This is a genomic window from Rhizobium sp. RM, from assembly GCF_013390595.1.
In the GTDB taxonomy this organism is placed as follows: Bacteria; Pseudomonadota; Alphaproteobacteria; order Rhizobiales; family Rhizobiaceae; genus Agrobacterium.
This window is the reverse complement of the sequence record NZ_JACAWV010000022.1, coordinates 897,355-917,152: the sequence shown is the minus strand read 5'-3', so window position 1 is coordinate 917,152 and position 19,798 is coordinate 897,355. Positions and strand designations below refer to the sequence as shown.

The following is a 19,798-nucleotide window of genomic DNA, read 5'->3' as shown; positions in this document are numbered from 1 at the left end:
TATGGTGTACAAGGCTTCGGGGCCGCTCGTTCTGGTCGGAGCGGGCAATATGGGCGGCGCAATGCTGACCGGCTGGCTCAAAAAAGGTGTGCCCGGATCGCAAGTCATCGTTGTCGATCCACGCCCCTCCGACGCCATGAGAACGACGATCGCCGAGGCTGGCGCGCTGCATAGCGAAAGCGCACCGGAAGGCGTGACAGCGGGTATTCTGTTCGTTGCCGTGAAGCCGCAACTGATGGACAGCGTGCTGCCAGCGTTGAAGTCACTCGTCGGTCCATCCACGGTTGTCGTTTCAATCGCGGCCGGAACGACCATCAGCACCTTCACTTCTTATTTCGGTGACGTGGCTGCTGTCAGAGCCATGCCAAACACTCCAGCGATGGTTGGCCGTGGCGTCACGGGCGCTTATGCCAATGCTGCGGTTACGCCAGCTCTGAAATCCGTGGTCGATGGGTTGCTGAAAGTCAGCGGACCCGTTGAGTGGGTCGATGCCGAGAGCGATATCGACGCGGTGACGGCAGTTTCGGGTAGCGGTCCAGCTTATGTCTTCTATCTCGTGGAGTGCATGGCCGAAGCTGGTCGCAAAGCAGGCCTGCCTGCGGATGTGGCAATGCGTCTTGCGCGTGAGACCGTTGCCGGGGCAGGGGAATTGCTGCACCAGGCGACGGAAGAGGCGTCGCGCCTCCGCCAGAACGTGACTTCTCCGGGTGGTACGACTGCTGCGGCACTGTCCGTCCTGATGGCGGACGACGGTATGCAGCCCTTGTTCGACAAGGCGGTTGCAGCCGCGAAAAAACGCGCCGAAGAATTGGCCGGCTGACAAGGTACAGATATGAGCGGTGAAATTTCCTATGCCGATTTCGAGAAGGTCGATATCCGTGTCGGTACGATCATCGAAGCCGAACCTTTTCCGGAAGCGCGCAAACCGGCCTTCAAGGTGAAGATCGACTTCGGACCGGAAATCGGCATCAAGAAATCATCGGCACAGATCACCGTGCACTATACGCCGGAAAGCCTGATCGGTCGGCGGGTGCTGGGCGTGGTAAATTTCCCGCCGCGGCAGATTGGTCCCTTTCGCTCGGAAGTTCTTACCCTCGGTTTTGCCGACAAGGACGGTGCCATCGTTCTGGCAGGTGTCGAGCGCGACGTGCCAAACGGCGAGAAAATGTGCTGATCACGGCTTGTCCGGCCTCGATCCTCGGTTGAGCGGATCAGGCCGGAATTTTCACGATGACGCGCAAGCCGCCCATCGCGCTGTCACCCAGTGTGACTTCCCCGCCATGGCTACGCGCAATATCCCTGACAATGGAAAGGCCAAGTCCCGTACCCGAAGCATTGAGATTACGTGCTTCGTCCAACCGGAAAAACGGTTTGAAGACGTCTTCGCGTGATTGTTCTGGAATGCCGGGACCGTCGTCATCGAATGTCATGATGATCGAGCGTGGCGCCTTGCGAATATCGATATGAAGGCGGTTGGCATAGCGCTGCGCATTGGCGGCCAGGTTAGCAACAAGGCGGGACAGCGCATTTGGTCGCGCGACGACATTCTCGACGTTGTAAAGTTCGTAGCTCAGGGTTTTGCCGTGCAGCGCAAAGTCGTGCTTGGTCTTTTCCAGAAGCGGAACAAGCGCCAGCGTGCCGACATTCTCCTCCACGTCGGTCTGCGCAAATGTCAGATAAGCTTCCAGCATGGACTGCATATCCTCGACGTCGTTGTCCAATCCTTCAAGGTCGGGATTGTCGCCGGCCAGGGCCAATTGCAACTTGAATCGTGTCAGAATGGTGCGCAGGTCGTGGCTCACGCCGTTCAGCATAGCCGTTCGCTGCTCCATCTGGCGCTCAATGCGCTCGCGCATGAGGATGAAAGCAAGACCCGCTCGCCGGACTTCGTCTGCGCCGCGTGGTGAGTAGGCGCTGATTTTCTGGCCCTTGCCGAAGCTTTCGGCTGCAAGCGCCAGCGACTCGATCGGTTTGATCTGTCCACGCAGGAACAGAATGGAAATGGCGATCAGCACCAGCGATGCACCGACCATCCAGACAAGGAAAATATGGGTATTGGATGCGTAGGCCTGGCTGCGCCGGGTGAAGACCCTCAGCGTCTTGTCTTCAAGCTGGATGCGAATCTCAACGAGCGAGCCATTGCCATAGGTGTCGATCCAAAACGGCTTGCCGATTTGCTGGGTCAGCTGGTCTGCCAGAATCCTGTCGAGGATGGAGAACAGCGGTTCGGGTCTTGGGGCCGGCAGATCGGACTTCGGCTCGATATAGACGCTGAGGTCGAGCTTATCGCGGGCAATCCGGATGACGCGCTGATAGTCGTCCTCTTCAGGGTCCGTCTGCAGCAATTCGATGATGGCCGAGATGTCGCGGGTAACGGCGGCAGAAAGGCGTTCCGTGACGAGCTGCCAGTGACGCTCCATGAAAACGGCGGCCACGACCCCCTGCAGCAGGATCATCGGCAGGATGATGATGATGAGCGAGCGGGTATAAAGCCCTGTTGGTAGCCAGTGGCGAACCAATCTGCCGAAGGAACGCCAGCTTCTCGCGATGCCGCTGTTCTTGACGGTGGTGAGAAAATCGAGGCTTGCCATGTTTATGCGCCCGTTTTCGCTGTTGCGAGGTTCAATCTACGCTCAAGCGATAACCGATACCGCGTACGGTTTGCAAATAGACAGGGTTGGCGGGATCATCCTCGATCTTGCGGCGCAGGCGATTGATCTGCACGTCGATCGTTCGCTCGCCAACATCGGATTCTGCCTCGACCAATTCATGCCGTGGTATCGTTTCTCCGGCGCGCAGGGCAAAGAGCAGCATAATCTCCTGCTCGCGATCCGTCAGACGGATCGATTCCGCTCCACGTCGCAATTCCTTTTTGGGAATCGAGAAATTGAAGGGGCCGAACATGATCTGTTCGATCTTCGGTGTATCCGGTGATGTGTTTCGTCGCAGGATATTGTTGATGCGCAAAACCAGTTCGCGGGGATCGAAAGGTTTGGCGAGGTAGTCGTCAGCGCCAGCTTCCAGACCGGCAATGCGGGCGTCGGCTTCGGAGCGTGCCGTCAGGAGAATGACGGGAACGGACTTGTCCTCGTTCAGGGACCGAGTAAGCGACAGACCGTTTTCACCGGGCATCATCACGTCGAGAATGAGCAAGTCGAAACGAATGCCCAGCATCTTGCGGCGTGCTTCGGCCGCATCGGCTGCAACCGAAATGCGATAACCTTTGTCTCCGAGAAAACGCTGCAAGAGATCGCGGATACGGGCATCGTCATCGACGATCAGCAGGTGAGCTGCATCGTCTTCCGCGGGAGGGCGTTTGGTCGGAGCTGTCGCCATGGTTATTCGCTTTCCAATGGAACCCCTTCAAGGGGTGTCGGGCTTCGCATCTGCGCCAAAAATTTCCGCACGCAGTCGCGCGCATCGGGGCCAAGGCCTTCCAGTGCGCGATCGATACGACGTGATTGTGGTTCGCTGAGTGCCAGTGCAAGCTCCCGTCCGGTGAGGGTGGGGTAGAGCCGGCGCTGACGACGATCTTCCGGACCTGCCATCTGGCGAATATAGCCATCGTCAATGAGCTGCTTGAGAACGCGCGCAAGGCTTTGCTTGGTGATCTGCAAGGTATCCAGCAAATCTGCAACTGTCATGCCAGGTTGTCTGCTGACGAAATACACAACACGATGGTGCGCGCGCCCGTATTCGAGCTTGGAAAGAATGACATCCGGATCGGAGACGAAGTCGCGGTAAGCGAAGAACAGTGCCTCTATCGTGTCGAAATCGATCTTGCCGTCATCAACCTTCGGAAGTGCAGGTGTCTGCTTCGTGGCTGCGTTCTTGAGCGATTGCGGTGGCACTGCTGTTCCTTCGTTGTCTGCGGCTGACTCACGTCCATGCGCCAATATTTTGTAAACATAGCCGAAAACGTGCCCGCTCGGGAGGATGTCGCCGATCATTTTCTGTTGCGCTGGATAATATGGTGCGGGTCGGGGTGCAACCGGAATCCTGCTGAGAAGCGATGGCAAAAGAAAAGAGCGCGGAAATCCGCGCTCTTCTGGATAGGTCTGGCGATTTTTGTCACGCCTTGCCTTGCCGTTACTCGTACACGTAGACAATACGGCGAGTGCCAGGTTCGACCAGAACCGGAACATCATTCACCCGCACATAGCTATATTCGTAGTCCGGGATCGTCATGAGCTGCGTATTGGGCGGCAAAGTCGAGCCGACAACGACGTCACCATCGACACGTACCACGTCAGCCGGATGGCTATCCATGTAGGTGATCACCGTTTCAGGTGGGGTGATGGCATCGACATCAGCCACGCGACCAAGATTGGGGTCGCCGGGGTTCGGTTCAGCCTGAATGCTCGAGGTCTTTTCATAGGTCACAACGGGCACGTTTAGATCGCTACGGCGCTCTTCCAGAATGACGGGCGAGCCTTCATACATCACGTTGAGATAGTCGGCATGTGCCCAACCTCTCATACCGTTCACCTCAATACGACACCAGGCGCTGCTCTCTATGCAGCCATCAAGCACGGCATTGCTGCCACGGGTAGCAAGACCCAGTTCTGGATAGTCGTCGCCAGGGCCAGAACGCACGGAAATGTCGGATGCGGTTGTGGCGACCATGGCGGCATTTGCGTAACCGGCCATGAGCGCAAAAGCGCCGCCGGCTATGAGTAGTTTCAGCTTTTTGTCCATGTGTCTCACTCCTTTTAAGACGGGAGCTAAACGTCAGAACGGTCTGTCCGTTCCAAGATTTTTTGTGCAGCCGGTATCTGAAAACATTCTGTTCGGACCGTTCTCACTGATTTCCAACGCTAAACAGCGATCCAACGAATGCGGTCGTTGCATTGTGCCGGGCAGGACAGCGCGTTATAGAAAACTGGATTTTTTGGGTGCCGGAGACGATAACATGGGAAAACTACAGGCAGGCATTATTCCTGTTACGCCTTTTGAACAGAACTGCACTGTTCTTTTCGATCAGGACACCAAGGAGGGCGTCATTGTTGATCCCGGCGGGGATGTGGACGTTATTCTCCAGGTTGTTGCGGAAAACGGCATCACGTTGAAAGAGATCTGGCTGACGCATGGTCACCTCGATCATGCCGGAGGAGCCAAGGAACTCAAAGAGAAGCTCGCTCTTGATATTGTTGGCCCGCACGAAGACGACCGTCCGCTTCTTGAGCGAATTGAGGCGCAGGCGGAGAAATACGGGATCAGCGGTCTGCAAAACGTACTGCCGGACCGATGGCTGAATGACGGCGACCGGGTATCCTTCGGCGATCATGTGTTTGAGGTCTATCATTGCCCTGGACATGCGCCAGGCCATGTCATCTATTACAATCGTGACCAGAATTTCGCGCATGTCGGAGACGTATTGTTCTCCGGTTCCGTCGGTCGCACCGATCTGCCGGGTGGCAACCATGACCAACTGATTGCATCCATTCGCGACAAGCTTCTGCCGCTTGGCGATGAGGTCGGGTTCATTTGCGGTCACGGCCCGGGTGGGCGCTTGGGTGAAGAACGCCGTACGAACCCCTATCTTCAAGGCATTTGAACCTGAAGTTGTTTTGGCGACGCAAATAAAAAAACCCGGCATTCCTGCCGGGCTTCAACTAGAAGAGAAAGCCGTGTCGGGTCAGCCAGCAATTTGCAGATTGACTGCCTTCGGGCCCTTACCGCGACGATCCGGTTCCGTGTCGAAGCTTACTTTCTGATTTTCTGAGAGACCGGACAGGCCAGAAGCCTGTACGGCAGAGATGTGAACAAAGATATCAGCGCCACCATTGTCTGGCTTGATGAAGCCGAAGCCTTTGTCGGTATTGAAGAATTTTACGGTGCCAGTCTCGGCCATGCATCAGGTCCTTTTCGCTCTGCCCGCGTTCAGCTACAGGCAGCATTACAGTTTTGCCCCGCGTGGGCGTTGGCAGGCAGCTTTTGACTATTGAGAAAATGGACCTTCGCAACGGGAAGTAATGGCGTTCTCATCCAACGTTTTTCGTCCCGCCGCCCGAGGTTTATAGCGTCCCCGGTGCGCAAATTTATAGGCCTTCCCATGCTCGCAAATTGCCCGAACCGCGGTAGAGTGATGCGTTTATTTGAAATTGGCAAGCAAAAGTTTTCAAGGGCTTTTTATCAGATAAAAAACCTGCGGTAGAGCAAATGACGGTGAACGCATAATTTTTCTGCAGCCTGCTAAATTGCTGAAATAATCACCGTATGGTTCGGCATTTTCAGCAAATTTCTAGCGGTGGCGCCGCGCTTTTTCCCGAAATGGGAAAAATGGTTCTTTTCGTGTCAGGCCGCGCCCGCCATGCTTTTGGGGCGCTTCTTGGTGAGTTCGGGTATGAGTTCGACCATCAGGATGGCAACGAAGATAATCAGGCAGCCTACGTAACCGGCCCCCGAAATCGTCTCGTTGAGGAAAATCGATGCTAGCAAAGCACCGAAAAGGGCTTCCGATGAGAGAAATATAGCTGCCTGAGGGGCTGTCGTGTAACGCTGGCCAATCACCTGCAACACAAAAGCAAGGCCTGATGAGACCAGTCCGACATAGAAAATTTCGGCCAGCGAACCTGTAATCGCTGCCATGCTTATTGGCTCGTAGACGAGAGCGATGATGCAACTCAGGAGGGAGCAAACAGCGAACTGTGTGCAGGACAGCGCCAGAGGCCTTCCAGTTTCGGAAACGAAGCGGCCAGCCAGCGTGATCTGGATGGCCCAGAAGAAGGCGCAGATAATGCTGAGGATGTCGCCTTGGGTGAGAGCAGCGAACGCGCCGCCCGAAAGCAGGAAAATTCCGCCAAGCATCATCAGAGCGCAAGGCCAGACAATCCAGTGTGGATGGCGACGATAAAGAACGACCGCAATGACCGGTACGAAAATTACATAGAGGCCAGTTAAGAAGCTGGAATTCGTCACTGTGGTGGTGAGCAGGCCGACCTGCTGCGTGGTAGCGCCCCCAAACAGAGCAAGCCCGACAATCGCAAACGACCGCATGTTGCTCCTCGTGGGGGCGGCTTTGAGGCTGCGGTTTTCGAGCAGGGCAAATGGCAGGACGGCAATGGTTGCGATCGCAAAGCGTAGCCCGACAAACCAGAACGGCCCGATCGATGCCATCGCCGAGGACTGGGCAACGAAACCGCCACCCCAGATCGCCGCAGCGAGGAGAAGCACCAGATTGGCTTGAACACGCGTCATAATGGCACCAGCAGCAAGACAAGGGCCTGACAACCTAAGGTCACGGCCTTGAACGTTCGGGGATTTTTTGAATTGTCGATACGACGTTAGCCACGTGCTTTATCAGCAAGGTGGGGGCGCTGCAAGTCAGCGGCGGCGGATAGGGCAGGTCCGGGGCGAGGCGGGGCAAAAGGCGGCAGGGAGCATTTCGTGGTCGCTATTTGAAACGACGCGCTTCGTCCTTCAGGCTGCGCCTTGTCAGGACCACACCGCCGACGCCGAGGCCGAGAAAGACGAAGCCAGAGAGAGCTATGAGCAATGTGTTGTCGCCTTCCGGTGCGGTTGCGGCAACCTGAGGGATGGAGGCGGTCTGCATGGTGTCCACGGCCTGCGCAGCATTTGCCGAGGTTGCAAGTCCTGCTGCCATGGTCAGGATCACGAGGAGAGCAGCTATCGCCATCCAGAGAGAAAACAATGTTCTTTTGGCCCGTAATCTTTCGACGGAAGTCCTGTCGTTCGTAAACATTGTCCAGTTCCCTTTTATCCCTGCTCGCGAAGGATAGAAGAGGCTTCGAAATGGACTGCTTGGAGACCGAATTCAGGCGGTCCGCGGTATTTATTGTGGCAATATCAAGGCACGGTTAATGCGTGCGGTCTTGTCAGATGCCGCGTTTTCCAAATGTTCGTGTTGGGCGTGCCGGACGAATGTCCGAAGGACGATCTTCCTTGAAGAGCGGCAGGCCTGATGTGGTTCGTTCTGCCCGCACCGTGGCGTTGTATCGGTCGCTTCCCAGTTCGGGAAAACGCTCATCGAAGCTCGTCGGGGCCAGTTCGGGTTTGGCCAGCACATATCCCTGCATCAGGAAAACGCCGAGTTCTTCGCAAAGGTCGACCTGCCAGTCTGACTCCAGTCCTTCAAAGACGGGTTCTATGCCATCGTTGCGGAACTGGCCGACGATGACGCGCAGCAATGCAGCGCCGGCCGAATTGCGCATGAACTCATTTACCCATCCGGATTCGAATTTCACATAGTCCGGCTTGATAAGCTTGATGCGCTCGATGTCGGAATCGCCGGCGCCATAGTCGTCCAAGGCGACGCGAAAGCCGATATCGTGCATATGATAGGCAAAATCCGCCACCATGCGTGTGTCGGATGTTTTCTTTTCCGAGATTTCGCAGACGATGCGATCTGCTGTGATGCCCGCTTCGTGGGCGGCAAGTCGCATGCGTTCCACCTCCTGCCGCATTTTGGCGGGTGTCTGGAAGAGGCCAGGATGAAAATTGACAAAGATGCGGGCGCGGGCGCGATCCAGCCTGCCGACGTTGAGAATATGGATGGTGCGCAGAATGCTGTCGATGTTCTCGATATCTTCAGGCGCAACGAGTGCGAAAAACTCACCCGGCGTGACGGGCTCTTCACCACGATAGGGACGGACGAGACCCTCGAAGGAATCGATGTCGAGAGGGCCGACCTCCGTTCTTCGAAAGATCGGCTGTAAAGCCGATTTCAATCTGAACGTGCGATAGGTTGTGGTCCAGGTCCCGTCGGCTTGGCGGACGAGGCTGGAAAAGATGCTTTTCTGCGCCATATTTCACCAGCAGCAAAACACACGATTTGACCCCCAGATTTTAACGAGGAAGCGTTACTTCCCGGTAAAGGAAGATTTAAATCTTCCGTTATTCCACATATGTCGGCTTTTGGCCTTGAAAGACTGCTGCTCTTTAGACATAGAAAATGCCGCAGTCGTCGACGTTTTCGGGCTTCTGCCGATGTCAACTTCAACAGGACCGATTAAAAATGGCCTTCCTTGCCGACATTCTTTCCCGCGTAAAGCCGTCCGCCACCATCGCCGTCACCCAGAAAGCTCGCGATCTCAAAGCGAAGGGTCGCGATGTGATTAGCCTTGGCGCAGGCGAGCCGGATTTCGATACGCCTGAAAACATCAAGGAAGCGGCCATCGATGCCATCAAGCGTGGCGAAACGAAATACACGCCTGTTTCCGGTATCCCTGAACTGCGCAAGGCGATTGCTGAAAAATTCAAGCGTGAAAACGGTCTCGACTACAAGCCTGAGCAGACCATTGTCGGCACGGGTGGAAAGCAGATTCTTTTCAACGCCTTCATGGCAACGCTCAACCCGGGCGACGAAGTCGTCATTCCGGCACCTTACTGGGTAAGCTACCCGGAAATGGTTGCGATTTGCGGTGGTACGCCGGTTTTCGTTGACACCACGCTGGAAGACAATTTCAAGCTCAAGCCTGAAGCATTGGAAAAGGCGATCACGCCGAAGACCAAGTGGTTCATCTTCAACTCGCCTTCCAACCCGTCGGGCGCGGCCTATTCGCATGACGAGCTGAAGGCTCTGACGGACGTGCTGGTCAAGCATCCGCATGTCTGGGTGCTGACGGACGACATGTACGAGCACCTGACCTATGGCGATTTCAAATTCGTGACGCCTGTTGAAGTAGAGCCGTCGCTCTATGACCGCACGCTGACCATGAATGGCGTTTCCAAGGCCTATGCCATGACCGGCTGGCGTATTGGTTACGCTGCGGGTCCGCTGCCGCTCATTAAGGCAATGGACATGATCCAGGGTCAGCAGACGTCGGGTGCGTCGTCCATCTCGCAATGGGCCGCCGTCGAGGCACTTGCCGGTACTCAGGATTTCATTCCCGAGAACAAGAAGATCTTCGAAGGTCGCCGTGATCTGGTTGTTTCCATGCTTAACCAGGCCAAGGGTATCAATTGCCCGACACCTGAAGGCGCGTTCTACGTCTACCCGTCCTGCGCTGGCATGATCGGCAAGACCGCACCGTCCGGCAAGGTCATCGAAACGGACGAGGATTTCGTCTCCGAGCTGCTCGAAGCTGAAGGCGTTGCCGTTGTGCACGGTTCGGCTTTCGGTCTTGGCCCGAACTTCCGCATCTCCTACGCCACCTCGGAGACGCTGCTTGAAGAGGCCTGCAAGCGTATCCAGCGCTTCTGCGCTGATTGCCGCTAATAGCACTGACATTATGATAAGGCCCGGCAGCGATGCCGGGCTTTTTTATTTGTGTTAGCTCACGTTGATCTATCGAGCGAAACGTTTCGCTCACTCGCGATCGGCCTGCGACGCCTCGTCTCATCGTTTAAGCAGAATTTGCACTCAGGCGTTTTTGGGAGGATAGTGGTGGCGTCAAGGACGTGCCGCCCGCGCTTTGGTGTCCGCTGAATGCCACATCTGAATAGCGGTTATGGTCATGTCGCCTGAAGCAGGAGGAAGCATGTATGACCAAAGTGGTGTATGAAATTGTGGAACATGATGGAGGTTTTGCCTATCGACTGAATGGCGCCTATTCCGAAACGTTCCCATCCTATTCCGATGCCGTTCAGGCGGCGCGGATCGTTGCCGCTGAACAGCAGATCGGCGGGGAAGATGAAGAGATAAGCTATCAGGACGAAACAGGCCACTGGCACGAAGAATACAGTCAGGGCGGCGACCGGCCGGAGGCCGAGATTGTGGACAAGACCACCCGCCAGTCCCAGGCGCGGCCTTATTGAGTTTTAACGCCTTTGCGGCGGCGCTTCCGGGTCCGTCTCTTTCAGATGGGCTTTCAAGCCTTCCACCAGCGCGCTGAAAACGGCGCGGCAACGTGGTGACGTCTTGAGATTTTCGTGCATTGCGACCCAGGTGTGCAGCGGAATGTCGATGTGGTTCAAAACACGGACAAGCCGAGGATCTTTTTGCCCCATACCTATCTGGCAGACACCGATCCCCGCGCTGGCGCGGATCATCGAGAGTTGGGCAAGATTGCTGTCTGCGCGTACGGCGAATGAAATTTCTTCCGTATCAGGGATCTCGGGCTTGAGGGATCGCATATGGTGGATTGCAGCCCGAATGAAAGGCGTCTTGCGATCGAAACCAATCATGCGATGGTCTTCCAGATCCATCATTTCCATCGGAGTACCGGCTTTTTCCAGGTATTCGCGCGTTGCGTGAAAGCCCAGCCGGAAATTACCGATATAGCGCATGACAATCGCATCCTGCTGCGGTTCTGTCATGCGAATGGCGATATCGGCTTCTCGCCGCAGAAGATCTTCCAGTGTGTCGGACAGTGAGAGTTCGATCTCGAGCCGCGGATGAATATCCTGCAACTTGGCGATAATCGACGGCAGGATTTCCACGCCGATGATATCGGAGGCGCTGATGCGAACCGCGCCCTCGATCTTGCCGACTTCGCCAGATGCCGCCCGCATCAGGGCCGATGCCGTCGCGGCCAGATTTTCCGCGTAGGGACGCAGGGCAAGTGCCGCTTCTGTCGGCATCAGCCCGTGCGGGGAGCGAATGAACAGCGGGAAGCCTATTGCTTCCTCCAGCGCCCCGATGTGGCGGCCAGCGGTGGGCTGCGTGATGCCAAGCTCACGGGCTGCCGCCGAGAGGGAACCATCCCGGAGAACACCGAGAAAGGTTCGGTAAAAATCCCAACTGACGTTACGGTTCTTCATCATAAGATTTTGTATGACCGATCCACATATTTCGACAATTTCGTATAATCCGGAACGAGCCAATACTCCAGCCAAGATGAAGGAGTGACGGCAATGATCAATGAAAACAGCAAAGCTTCCATTCAAACCGCTGGGCGTCTGGCCCTCGTGCTGGGATCAAATGGCGGTATCGGTGGCGAGATTTCAAGAATGCTTTTGAAGCGCGGCTGGCGCGTCAGGGCGATGAGCCGCAGGGCGGCGCTGCCAGGGGCGAGGGTGGACATGGAATATGTCACTGGCGACGCCTTGAGCCGCACCGATGTCCTGGCCGCCGCCGAAGGTGCGGATATGATCGTTCATGCGGTTAATCCGCCCGGATACCAGAACTGGGAAAAGCAAGTGTTGCCTATGCTGGATAACACTATTGCAGCCGCCGAAGCTGTCGGGGCACGTATCGTATTTCTCGGCTCGGTCTATAATTTCGGTGCTGATGCCTTTCCTGTCCTGACGGAAGTAAGTCCGCAAAATCCTTTTACCCGTAAAGGCATGTTGCGAAAGGAAATGGAGCAGCGGCTAAAGGCGGCCTCGCTTCGCGGCGTGCCGGTGCTGATCGTGAGGGCGGGAGATTTCTTCGGGCCCGCTACGAAGAACAACTGGTTCTCGCAGATGCTGGTGCGACCAGGAAAACCTGTCCGTCGCGTATCGAACCCCGGCTATCCTCATGCCGGGCATCAGTGGGCCTATCTGCCGGATGTGGCCGAAACAATCGGTCGCCTGCTTGATCGATCGGATGCGCTGGCCCCGTTCTCTGTCTTCCATATGGATGGCTTCTGGGACTTTGACGGTCTGCAGATCGTCAAGGCAATCGAGCGTGTATCCGGTCATCCCGTCAAGATGAAGCGTCTGTCGTGGAGTGCCGTGCGGCTGGCCGCGCCTGTTGTTCCGTTGTTTCGTGAAGTCCTTGAAATGCAATATCTCTGGCGGATGCCGATCCGGATGAGCAATCGCAAGCTCGTGGAGTTTCTCGGGGAAGAGCCGCACACCTCGATCGACTTGGCAATATCGGCAACTCTGGCGGGGCTTGGCTGTCTCGACCCCGTCCGCGATGGCGCTGAGGAGATCGGCCGTTTCATCAACGTGACGAGGAGGGTGTGATGGCCATTCCTGTCCATTCCGGATCGCGCTCGCGCCAATTGTTTGCCTTGATATCGGCGAGTGTGCCGGTACTGATTTTCGCTCAGGTCTTGCTGGCAGGATTATCGCTCTATTATGACAGCTCGCTGATTGACGTACATAAGGCACTTGGGATGTTTCTTGTGCTTCCTATCGGTGCGTTGGTGTTTATGGCGCTGCTGCTGAGTGCTCTTCGCACAAATCTCTTACGCGCGATGATCTTGCTCGGGCTATATGGCCTGCAACTCGCGCTGATGAGCATCGGCCGGGAAACAGGGAGCGGATTTCTTCAGGCGCTGCATGTGCCCAACGCGTTTATCATGGGGGCTTTCTCGGACTTTGCCGCTCGCCAGGCCAGGAGGCATACTTGAACAAAAAGCCGCGCCTTGTTGAGGGGCGCGGCTTATCGTTTGTTATCAGGCGAGAGCTGGGTAATCCGTATAACCTTGGGCGCCGCCGCCATAGAAGGTCGGCTGGTTGGGCTCATTCAGCGGCGCGTCGTCTTTGAGGCGGCGGACCAGATCCGGGTTTGCAATAAACGCCTTACCGAAGGCGACAGCGTCGACCTTGCCGTTTTCGACCGCTGCTATCGCGCTACCACGATCATAGCCGTTGTTGCCGATCCAGAGCCCCTTGCCGCCAGCATTGCGATAGGCAGCCTTGAAGGCGTTGTAGTCGAACGGCTTGTCTCCTTGCTTGAAGTCACGCGGGCCGCCGGTTGCGCCCTCGACGACGTGGACGAATGCCAGGCCGCGGCTGCCAAGCTGCTCGGCAACATAGTTGTAGAGCGGCTGCGGATCAGCTTCGAAAATGTCGTTGGCCGGTGTGACCGGAGACAAGCGGATACCGGTACGGCCAGAGCCAATTTCTTTTGTCACGGTATCAACGACTTCCAGAAGGAAACGGGCGCGGTTTTCGATCGAGCCACCATATTGGTCGGTGCGCTCATTGGTGCTGGATTTCAGGAACTGCTCGATGAGGTAGCCATTGGCGGCATGAATTTCGACGCCGTCGAAACCTGCCTCGATCGCTGCACGTGCGCCGGAGCGATAGTCCTCAAGGATAAGGCCGATATCATCATGCGTGAGCGCGCGAGGCTCAGAGGTTTCGGCAAAAGCGCCGGTGCCGTCGTCGTTGATGATATAGGTCTTGGATTTTGCCGTGATCGCAGATGGCGCGACAGGCTGCCCACCATGCGGTTGCAGCGAGGTGTGCGAGATACGCCCGACATGCCAGATCTGGGCGACGATCTTGCCGCCGGCAGCGTGAACGCCGTCTGTGACCGTCTTCCAGCCGTCAACAGCTTCTTTCTTATAGAGACCGGGAACGTCGGCGTAGCCCTGGCCCTGCTGAGAGATCGGCGTGCCTTCCGTTACAATCAGACCGGCCGAGGCGCGCTGTTCGTAATATGTGGCGTTCAAATTATTGGGAATTGCCCCGGGAGACCGGTTGCGGGTGAGGGGCGCCATGACAATTCGGTTGGCGAGGACAATGTCGCCGGCCTGTGCCGGTTCGAAAAGACTGGTCATACGACTTCACTTTCTGGTCGGTTGGCTTGTTTGCGCAGACATTTGCGCAAGAGAGCTCGAGGCTTGGGAGGCTCAGAGATTGGTTTCCAGATAGTCGAGAAATGCGTCGATTGTTTCTTCGTTCCGTTCAAAAAACACCCATTGGCCAACCTTCTTCGATTTTATGAGGCCTGCGGATTGCAGGATCGCAAGATGTGAGGAGACGGTTGATTGCGACAGACCACCAACCTGGAACTGGTTGGCGCACACGCCCATACTGAACGGGTGATCCTGACAGAAATGCCGTTCCGGGTGTTTCAACCATGCCAGAAACTGCAGTCGTGCCGGATGCGAGATCGCCTTGAGGATGTCCTCCGAGTTCATAATCGTTTTTCTCTTAAATCTGATATTGACGATCTATATATCGGTAGAAATCAATATTCAATTCACGTCTCCGTGAAAGCCATGCAAGGATGCGCTGGCTATTGCGCTCTCGCGCAGACGCGCACCGTTTCCACGCTGCATGCTTAGCAAAAAAAGAAGGCCGCTAGATTTCTCCGCGGCCTGATAGTTTGAAGGTCAAAAACCTCCAGAGGGGAACAGCTGTCCAGCGCACAAAAGTCAGCCGCGACAGCTGAATTAGATATGGGTGCGCGGTGCCTACAAAACAAGGTTGTATTATGCAGTATTGCGCATATTTGGAGAAAATTATTGCGGGTAAAAAAAAGAGGGCCACCGGAAAGATCCAGGGCCCTTTTAAGTGTGAAGGTTAAAAACCTCCAGAGGGGAACAGCTGATGCGGTGGAACTGGGAGGAAAGCCACCGGTGTGCATCAGCTGAGTGCGATATGGTGCTTTTTTGTGCAGACAACAACTCTTTTTTGTGCAGGTCAGGCATGCGATTTACGCACGCCTGCATCTTTCCGGTATATTTTTTGTGCAGGGCTGTATACGGAAGTTGCGGCAATGCTCCTTCTGATCGGAAGTTAACCGATTGAACTTTATCGCCAATTTCATAAGGTCGACTGTTTTTGCGTCAGAAGTTCCAGTTGCGCGCCTTGGCAACGATAAAGTCTCTGAACGCCTTCAGTTTTGCAGCGTTTTTCATCTCGTCGGGATAGCAGAAGTAGGTATCGAACGAGGGAATGTCCGCGGCGAGCGACAACTGAATCAAACCAGGGTCACGTCCAACGATGTAATCCGGCAGGCAGGCGATGCCGATTCCCAGCAGGCAGGCCCGTTTGATCGAGGTCTGGCTGTTAATCTGCAAGTGCGGCGTGCGGGTGTTGTCGGATGAACGACCGGCGTTTTCCAGCCAGTTCACGTCCAGCAGATAGTTGGGAGCCGGTTCACCGAACGAGATGATACGGTGGTTGTCCAGATCCTCGATCGATTGCGGTTCACCATATCGATTGATGTAGGATGGCGCGGCATAGACGTGCATGTGCACCGTGAACAGCTTGCGCTGGATGAGGTCCGACTGCTGCGGCTGACGCAAGCGGATCGCGCAGTCGGCGTGCCGCATGTTCACGTCGAGTTCCTCGTTATCGAGGATGAGCTGGATCGACATTTCCGGATAAAGCTGCAGGAACTCCTGCACCTTGTCCGTCAGCCAACCCTGACCTAGGCCAACCGTGGTGGTAACGCGCAGCTTGCCGCTGGGCTTCTCCGTCGTTTCGGTCAACTGCATCTTGACGGTTTCAAGCTTCAAAAGCACGTCATGGGCTGTGCGATACAGCAACTCACCCTGTTCCGTGAGGATCAGGCCACGGGCGTGCCGGTGAAACAGTTTGACGCCGACGTCCTGTTCCAATGCGCTGACCTGACGGCTGATCGCCGACTGGGACAGGTGCAGCTTGTCTGCCGCATGGGTAAATGAACCCGCTTCCGCGGCGGCATGGAAAATGCGCAGTTTGTCCCAGTCCAATGGCATCGCCATGCCGATCCTGCCTTTCGATTATTCGGCTGCTACCGCAAGCGGTTGATGTGCGGTCAGATAACGTTCGGCCTCGAGTGCTGCCATGCAACCCATGCCAGCGGCCGTGATAGCCTGTCGATAGATGTCGTCAGTCACGTCGCCGGCAGCAAAAATGCCTTCAACACTCGTTGCCGTGGAATCGGCAGCCGTCCACATGTAGCCATTGTCCTTGAGCTTCACTTTGCCCTTGAACAGTTCGACGGCCGGCGCGTGACCAATTGCGACGAAGACGCCGTCGATCGGCATTTCGCTGATTTCGCCGGTCTTCGTGTCGCGCAACTTCGCACCGGACACCGATGGTGGCATTGGGTGCTTGGCAGGTGCGCCGGTGATCTCAGCCACTTCCGTGTTCCAGAGGATCTTGACGTTTTCCTTGGCGAACAGGCGCTCCTGAAGGATCTTTTCCGAGCGGAAGCTGTCACGCCGATGTACGACGGTGACGGTCTTGGCGATATGGGCGAGATAGAGTGCTTCCTCGACTGCGGAATTTCCGCCACCCACGACGATCACATCCTTGTTGCGATAGAAGAAGCCGTCGCAGGTCGCGCAGGCCGAAACGCCAAAGCCCTGAAAGTGCTGTTCGCTTTCGATGCCAAGCCACTTGGCTTTCGCGCCGGTCGCAATAATCAGTGTGTCTGCGGTCCAGACCTGTCCGGAATCGGTGCGGACGACGAAGGGGCGTGCCGTGGTTTCAACTTCGGTTACGAGGTCATTGACGATTTCTGCACCGACGTGGGTTGCCTGCTTCAGCATCTGATCCATCAGCCAGGGACCCTGAATAGGATCGGCAAAGCCTGGATAGTTTTCAACATCCGTGGTGATCATCAACTGGCCACCCTGTTCCATGCCGGCAATCAGCACAGGTTTCAGCATCGCGCGCGCAGCGTAGATCGCGGCCGTGTAGCCGGCGGGGCCGGAACCGATGATTAATACCTTGGTGTGGCGGGCAGACATGGGGTGTTCCTTTCAGCAGGGGTAGAGGCAGTGCCTCAACCCTTCAATTGCCGGTATTTAAGGTTGTCTAGTGCCTTTATTCAAGGGCAGCCTTGCGTTACCAACAAGGCAGTTGTGGATGCCTGTGTAATTTTGTGTCCCGAGAGCGGCATATTCTTGCGAATCCTGCCCCGAATAGTACAAGGAAGTTCTTCCGCTCAAAGAGGAACTCTCCGTGACTAGCGTCGAACTCGATGCCATCGATCTGAAAATATTGCGCGAATTGCAGCGTGACGGCCGCATGACAAATGTGGAGCTTGCTGAACGGGTCGGCATTTCAGCGCCGCCGTGTCTCAGGCGCGTGCGTAAGCTGGAAGAGGCCGGTGTCATCGAAGGCTATCACGCCATGTTGAACGCGCCCAAGCTCGGCTTTGATCTCGTTGCCTTCTGCATGGTCGGTCTCAAGCGCCAATCGGACAGCAATCTCAAAGCCTTCGCTGCTGCAACGGGCGGATGGTCGCTGGTGCGGCAGGCGTGGATGGTCTCAGGCGAAAGCGATTTTCTGCTGCACTGCGTGGCAAAAAACCTGACGGAGTTCCAGGATTTCGTCATTGAGGTTCTGACTGCCGACGAGAATGTCGATACGGTGCGCACCATGCTGACGATCCGTCAGGTCAAACGCGTTGGACTTGTCGAAGTCTAATATCTGTAGCGCGCAGGCGACTGCGCGCTTTTTCAGCTCTGCCGTAGCTTGTCGTAGAGCGCGCCTAGTCGGTCCGATTCGTTTTCCAGCGGGAAGGCGGTGCGGACATGATGGAGGCCTGCATTTGCGTGTTGCCGCGTTTTCTCGGGATCGGCGAGATAGCTTCTGATCGCATCACGCAGCGAATCGTAGTCGCCAGCCTTGACGACCATGCCGGTCTCTCCCTCGACGATCATTTCCGCGTAAGCGCCCGCATCGCTGGCGACGACGGCGACATCGGATGCCATGGCCTCCAATGGCGTGAGGCCGAAACCTTCGTTGCGGGAAGGGGCAACATAGAGCGACAGGCGTCTGTACCACGGTTTGATGTCATCCACTTCGCCCTGAAAGATGATGCGTTGCGTGAGGCCGGCGGCTTCTGTATCGGACTTCAGTGCGTCACCGAAAGCCTTATGTTCGGGCGTGACCCGGCCAGAGACCACCGCGGTCCATTCGGGATAATCGGGCAGCAGCTCGATCATGGCGCGAACGAAAAGATCAGTGCCCTTCTGGTGACGGACACGTCCAAAACAACCGATCAGATATCGACCCGGAAGGCCAGTTGCCGCTATCGTGTCTTCGTCCGTTTTGCCGGGATGAAACAGCGTCGTATCAACGCCATGCATGATGACCTGATGCGGGACTTCCAGAAACGATCCGGAACGACCGCTGGTCGCCACGACCGCATCCATTTTCGAAATCAGCCAGCGGGTGTAGCCGGAGTGTCGTCTTTGTGCGGCGGAGGTGAAGAGAAGCTTGACCTTCATACGGAGCACGTCGCGCATGATGATGCCCGGCAACATTTCGATGTTGCGTCGTGCATGCCATATGCGAGGTCCGCCGAGCGGACCGGCCAGCCAAAGCCGCCAAAGATCGCGGAAGCGCACACACGGCAAATGTGCAGGCAGGCCCGGGCCGATAGCTGCCACCTTTTGTCCCATCCGGTTCTGGGCCGGAATAAGCTGAACGATGGTGGACGTTACGCCCGAAAGTCTTTTTTTAAAATTCGGCGCAAGCACCTGCACATCTTTGAGATCGACCCGAGACAACTTTAACGTTCCGTCTGTTCCGCTAAAACACATTCCGCTCGAATGACGTCACCCGAGCGGAACAGAGATGCAAGATTTCAAGCAGATGTGGCGTGTCTACGCGTCCGATGGCACACGTGACGCCTGGCAGCAATCAGCCCCACTGTACGGCGAGGATCTCGTATCCTCTTGCGCCGCCCGGTGCATTGACTTCGATGCTGTCGCCGACTTCCTTACCAATCAGGGCGCGGGCGATGGGCGAAGAAATGGAGATGCGGCCAGCCTTCACGTCGGCTTCCTGGTCGCCAACGATCTGGTAGGTCTTTTCTTCGTCGCTATCCTCATCGACAAGCTTCACAGTGGCGCCAAACTTGATCTTGGAGCCGGACATCTTGGAGAGATCGATGACTTCCGCACGGGCGGTCAGATCTTCCAGTTCGGTGATGCGGCCTTCATTGTGGCTCTGGGCTTCCTTGGCGGCGTGGTATTCGGCGTTTTCCGAAAGGTCGCCGTGGGCGCGCGCTTCCGAAATTGCCTCGATGATGCGCGGACGCTCCTCCTGCTGGCGCCAACGCAGCTCTTCCTGCAACTTGACGAATCCACCCTGAGTCATCGGTACTTTTTCTACCATTTCTTATTCCTTCGCATTCGAGCCGCGGTATTCGCAGACACAAAAAGAAACAGGTTCCGAAGCAGAGCTCCGGAACCGTGTCAAAATCAGAATTAAACCGACTATATCAGAAGACGACAGCGAAATGCCAGAAAATTAAACTTCCCGATAATCACCATGAAAT

Annotated in this window: 23 protein-coding genes; 8 read left to right on the top strand and 15 right to left on the bottom strand. The window is 56.1% G+C overall.

Going from position 1 to position 19,798, the window contains the following annotated elements; genetic code table 11:
* The first annotated feature begins 1 nt into the window (after position 1).
* Together proC and HWX89_RS21005 are read left to right on the top strand one after the other, a co-directional pair.
* Positions 2-820, top strand: coding sequence for a pyrroline-5-carboxylate reductase (gene proC, locus HWX89_RS21010; RefSeq protein ID WP_138791076.1), 819 nt, complete (start codon positions 2-4; stop codon positions 818-820).
* A 12-nt stretch (positions 821-832) separates the two neighbouring features.
* Positions 833-1,174: a tRNA-binding protein gene (locus tag HWX89_RS21005; RefSeq protein ID WP_138791075.1), complete on the top strand. Its 342-nt coding sequence runs from the start codon at positions 833-835 to the stop codon at positions 1,172-1,174.
* Positions 1,175-1,211: 37 nt separating this feature from the next.
* Here the strand turns inward: HWX89_RS21005 and HWX89_RS21000 are convergent, their stop codons facing one another.
* The 4 genes from HWX89_RS21000 to HWX89_RS20985 all read right to left on the bottom strand — a co-directional run bounded on the left by HWX89_RS21000 (position 1,212) and on the right by HWX89_RS20985 (position 4,698).
* Positions 1,212-2,591 (bottom strand): ATP-binding protein, encoded by a 1,380-nt coding sequence (locus HWX89_RS21000; RefSeq protein WP_138791074.1) that lies wholly within the window; start codon positions 2,589-2,591, stop codon positions 1,212-1,214.
* Between the two features lie 31 nt (positions 2,592-2,622).
* Complete coding sequence (locus tag HWX89_RS20995; protein WP_138791073.1) at positions 2,623-3,336, bottom strand: response regulator; 714 nt, start codon at positions 3,334-3,336, stop codon at positions 2,623-2,625.
* Between the two features lie 2 nt (positions 3,337-3,338).
* Positions 3,339-3,851 (bottom strand): MarR family winged helix-turn-helix transcriptional regulator, encoded by a 513-nt coding sequence (locus HWX89_RS20990; protein ID WP_138791072.1) that lies wholly within the window; start codon positions 3,849-3,851, stop codon positions 3,339-3,341.
* A 238-nt stretch (positions 3,852-4,089) separates the two neighbouring features.
* The gene (locus HWX89_RS20985) at positions 4,090-4,698 is read right to left on the bottom strand and encodes a DUF1236 domain-containing protein (protein WP_138791071.1); all 609 of its coding nucleotides are present in this window, start codon (positions 4,696-4,698) and stop codon (positions 4,090-4,092) included.
* 214 nt (positions 4,699-4,912) lie between these two features.
* Here HWX89_RS20985 and HWX89_RS20980 point away from each other — a divergent pair, with 214 nt between their 5' ends.
* Complete coding sequence (locus HWX89_RS20980; protein WP_138791070.1) at positions 4,913-5,557, top strand: MBL fold metallo-hydrolase; 645 nt, start codon at positions 4,913-4,915, stop codon at positions 5,555-5,557.
* Between the two features lie 81 nt (positions 5,558-5,638).
* Here HWX89_RS20980 and HWX89_RS20975 read toward each other — a convergent pair whose 3' ends face one another.
* From HWX89_RS20975 to HWX89_RS20960, 4 genes are all read right to left on the bottom strand, one after another.
* Positions 5,639-5,854 (bottom strand): cold-shock protein, encoded by a 216-nt coding sequence (locus HWX89_RS20975; RefSeq protein WP_003494703.1) that lies wholly within the window; start codon positions 5,852-5,854, stop codon positions 5,639-5,641.
* Between the two features lie 443 nt (positions 5,855-6,297).
* Positions 6,298-7,200 (bottom strand): DMT family transporter, encoded by a 903-nt coding sequence (locus HWX89_RS20970; protein ID WP_138791069.1) that lies wholly within the window; start codon positions 7,198-7,200, stop codon positions 6,298-6,300.
* A 196-nt stretch (positions 7,201-7,396) separates the two neighbouring features.
* Entirely contained in the window at positions 7,397-7,705 is a 309-nt protein-coding gene (locus tag HWX89_RS20965) for a hypothetical protein (RefSeq protein WP_138791068.1), read from the bottom strand.
* Positions 7,706-7,838: 133 nt separating this feature from the next.
* Complete coding sequence (locus HWX89_RS20960; protein ID WP_138791067.1) at positions 7,839-8,768, bottom strand: EAL domain-containing protein; 930 nt, start codon at positions 8,766-8,768, stop codon at positions 7,839-7,841.
* A gap of 209 nt (positions 8,769-8,977) precedes the next feature.
* Between HWX89_RS20960 and HWX89_RS20955 the strand changes: the two genes are divergently transcribed.
* Together HWX89_RS20955 and HWX89_RS20950 are read left to right on the top strand one after the other, a co-directional pair.
* On the top strand, positions 8,978-10,180 hold the full coding sequence (locus HWX89_RS20955; protein WP_138791066.1) for a pyridoxal phosphate-dependent aminotransferase: 1,203 nt from the start codon (positions 8,978-8,980) through the stop codon (positions 10,178-10,180).
* 266 nt (positions 10,181-10,446) lie between these two features.
* Positions 10,447-10,719 carry a DUF2188 domain-containing protein gene (locus HWX89_RS20950; RefSeq protein WP_138791065.1) on the top strand — a complete coding sequence of 91 codons (273 nt, stop codon included), beginning with the start codon at positions 10,447-10,449 and terminating at the stop codon, positions 10,717-10,719.
* A gap of 3 nt (positions 10,720-10,722) precedes the next feature.
* Here the strand turns inward: HWX89_RS20950 and HWX89_RS20945 are convergent, their stop codons facing one another.
* The gene (locus HWX89_RS20945) at positions 10,723-11,667 is read right to left on the bottom strand and encodes a LysR family transcriptional regulator (RefSeq protein WP_138791064.1); all 945 of its coding nucleotides are present in this window, start codon (positions 11,665-11,667) and stop codon (positions 10,723-10,725) included.
* Between the two features lie 90 nt (positions 11,668-11,757).
* Between HWX89_RS20945 and HWX89_RS20940 the strand changes: the two genes are divergently transcribed.
* Both HWX89_RS20940 and HWX89_RS20935 read left to right on the top strand, forming a co-directional pair.
* Positions 11,758-12,798, top strand: a complete 1,041-nt coding sequence (locus HWX89_RS20940) for an NAD-dependent epimerase/dehydratase family protein (RefSeq protein WP_138791063.1) — start codon at positions 11,758-11,760, stop codon at positions 12,796-12,798.
* A complete protein-coding gene (locus HWX89_RS20935; protein WP_138791062.1) occupies positions 12,798-13,187 on the top strand; it encodes a DUF6220 domain-containing protein in 390 nt (129 codons plus the stop codon). Before HWX89_RS20940 ends, HWX89_RS20935 begins: the two co-directional genes overlap by 1 nt.
* Before the next feature lie 45 nt (positions 13,188-13,232).
* Here HWX89_RS20935 and HWX89_RS20930 read toward each other — a convergent pair whose 3' ends face one another.
* The 4 genes from HWX89_RS20930 to trxB form a co-directional block, all read right to left on the bottom strand.
* Positions 13,233-14,345 carry an alkene reductase gene (locus HWX89_RS20930; protein WP_138791061.1) on the bottom strand — a complete coding sequence of 371 codons (1,113 nt, stop codon included), beginning with the start codon at positions 14,343-14,345 and terminating at the stop codon, positions 13,233-13,235.
* Between the two features lie 72 nt (positions 14,346-14,417).
* Positions 14,418-14,708 carry an ArsR/SmtB family transcription factor gene (locus tag HWX89_RS20925; protein WP_138791060.1) on the bottom strand — a complete coding sequence of 97 codons (291 nt, stop codon included), beginning with the start codon at positions 14,706-14,708 and terminating at the stop codon, positions 14,418-14,420.
* A 651-nt stretch (positions 14,709-15,359) separates the two neighbouring features.
* The gene (locus HWX89_RS20920) at positions 15,360-16,256 is read right to left on the bottom strand and encodes a LysR family transcriptional regulator VtlR (protein WP_063950800.1); all 897 of its coding nucleotides are present in this window, start codon (positions 16,254-16,256) and stop codon (positions 15,360-15,362) included.
* Positions 16,257-16,280: 24 nt separating this feature from the next.
* Positions 16,281-17,255 carry a thioredoxin-disulfide reductase gene (gene trxB / locus HWX89_RS20915; protein WP_138791059.1) on the bottom strand — a complete coding sequence of 325 codons (975 nt, stop codon included), beginning with the start codon at positions 17,253-17,255 and terminating at the stop codon, positions 16,281-16,283.
* A 214-nt stretch (positions 17,256-17,469) separates the two neighbouring features.
* On the opposite strand from trxB, the gene HWX89_RS20910 reads away from it, so the two are divergent.
* A complete protein-coding gene (locus tag HWX89_RS20910) occupies positions 17,470-17,937 on the top strand; it encodes an Lrp/AsnC family transcriptional regulator (RefSeq protein ID WP_138791058.1) in 468 nt (155 codons plus the stop codon).
* Positions 17,938-17,969: 32 nt separating this feature from the next.
* On the opposite strand, the gene HWX89_RS20905 is transcribed toward HWX89_RS20910, so the two are convergent.
* Positions 17,970-19,025, bottom strand: coding sequence for a glycosyltransferase family 4 protein (locus HWX89_RS20905; RefSeq protein WP_138791057.1), 1,056 nt, complete (start codon positions 19,023-19,025; stop codon positions 17,970-17,972).
* 133 nt (positions 19,026-19,158) lie between these two features.
* Complete coding sequence (greA, locus tag HWX89_RS20900) at positions 19,159-19,635, bottom strand: transcription elongation factor GreA (RefSeq protein ID WP_138791056.1); 477 nt, start codon at positions 19,633-19,635, stop codon at positions 19,159-19,161.
* Between the last annotated feature and the right edge of the window lie 163 nt (positions 19,636-19,798).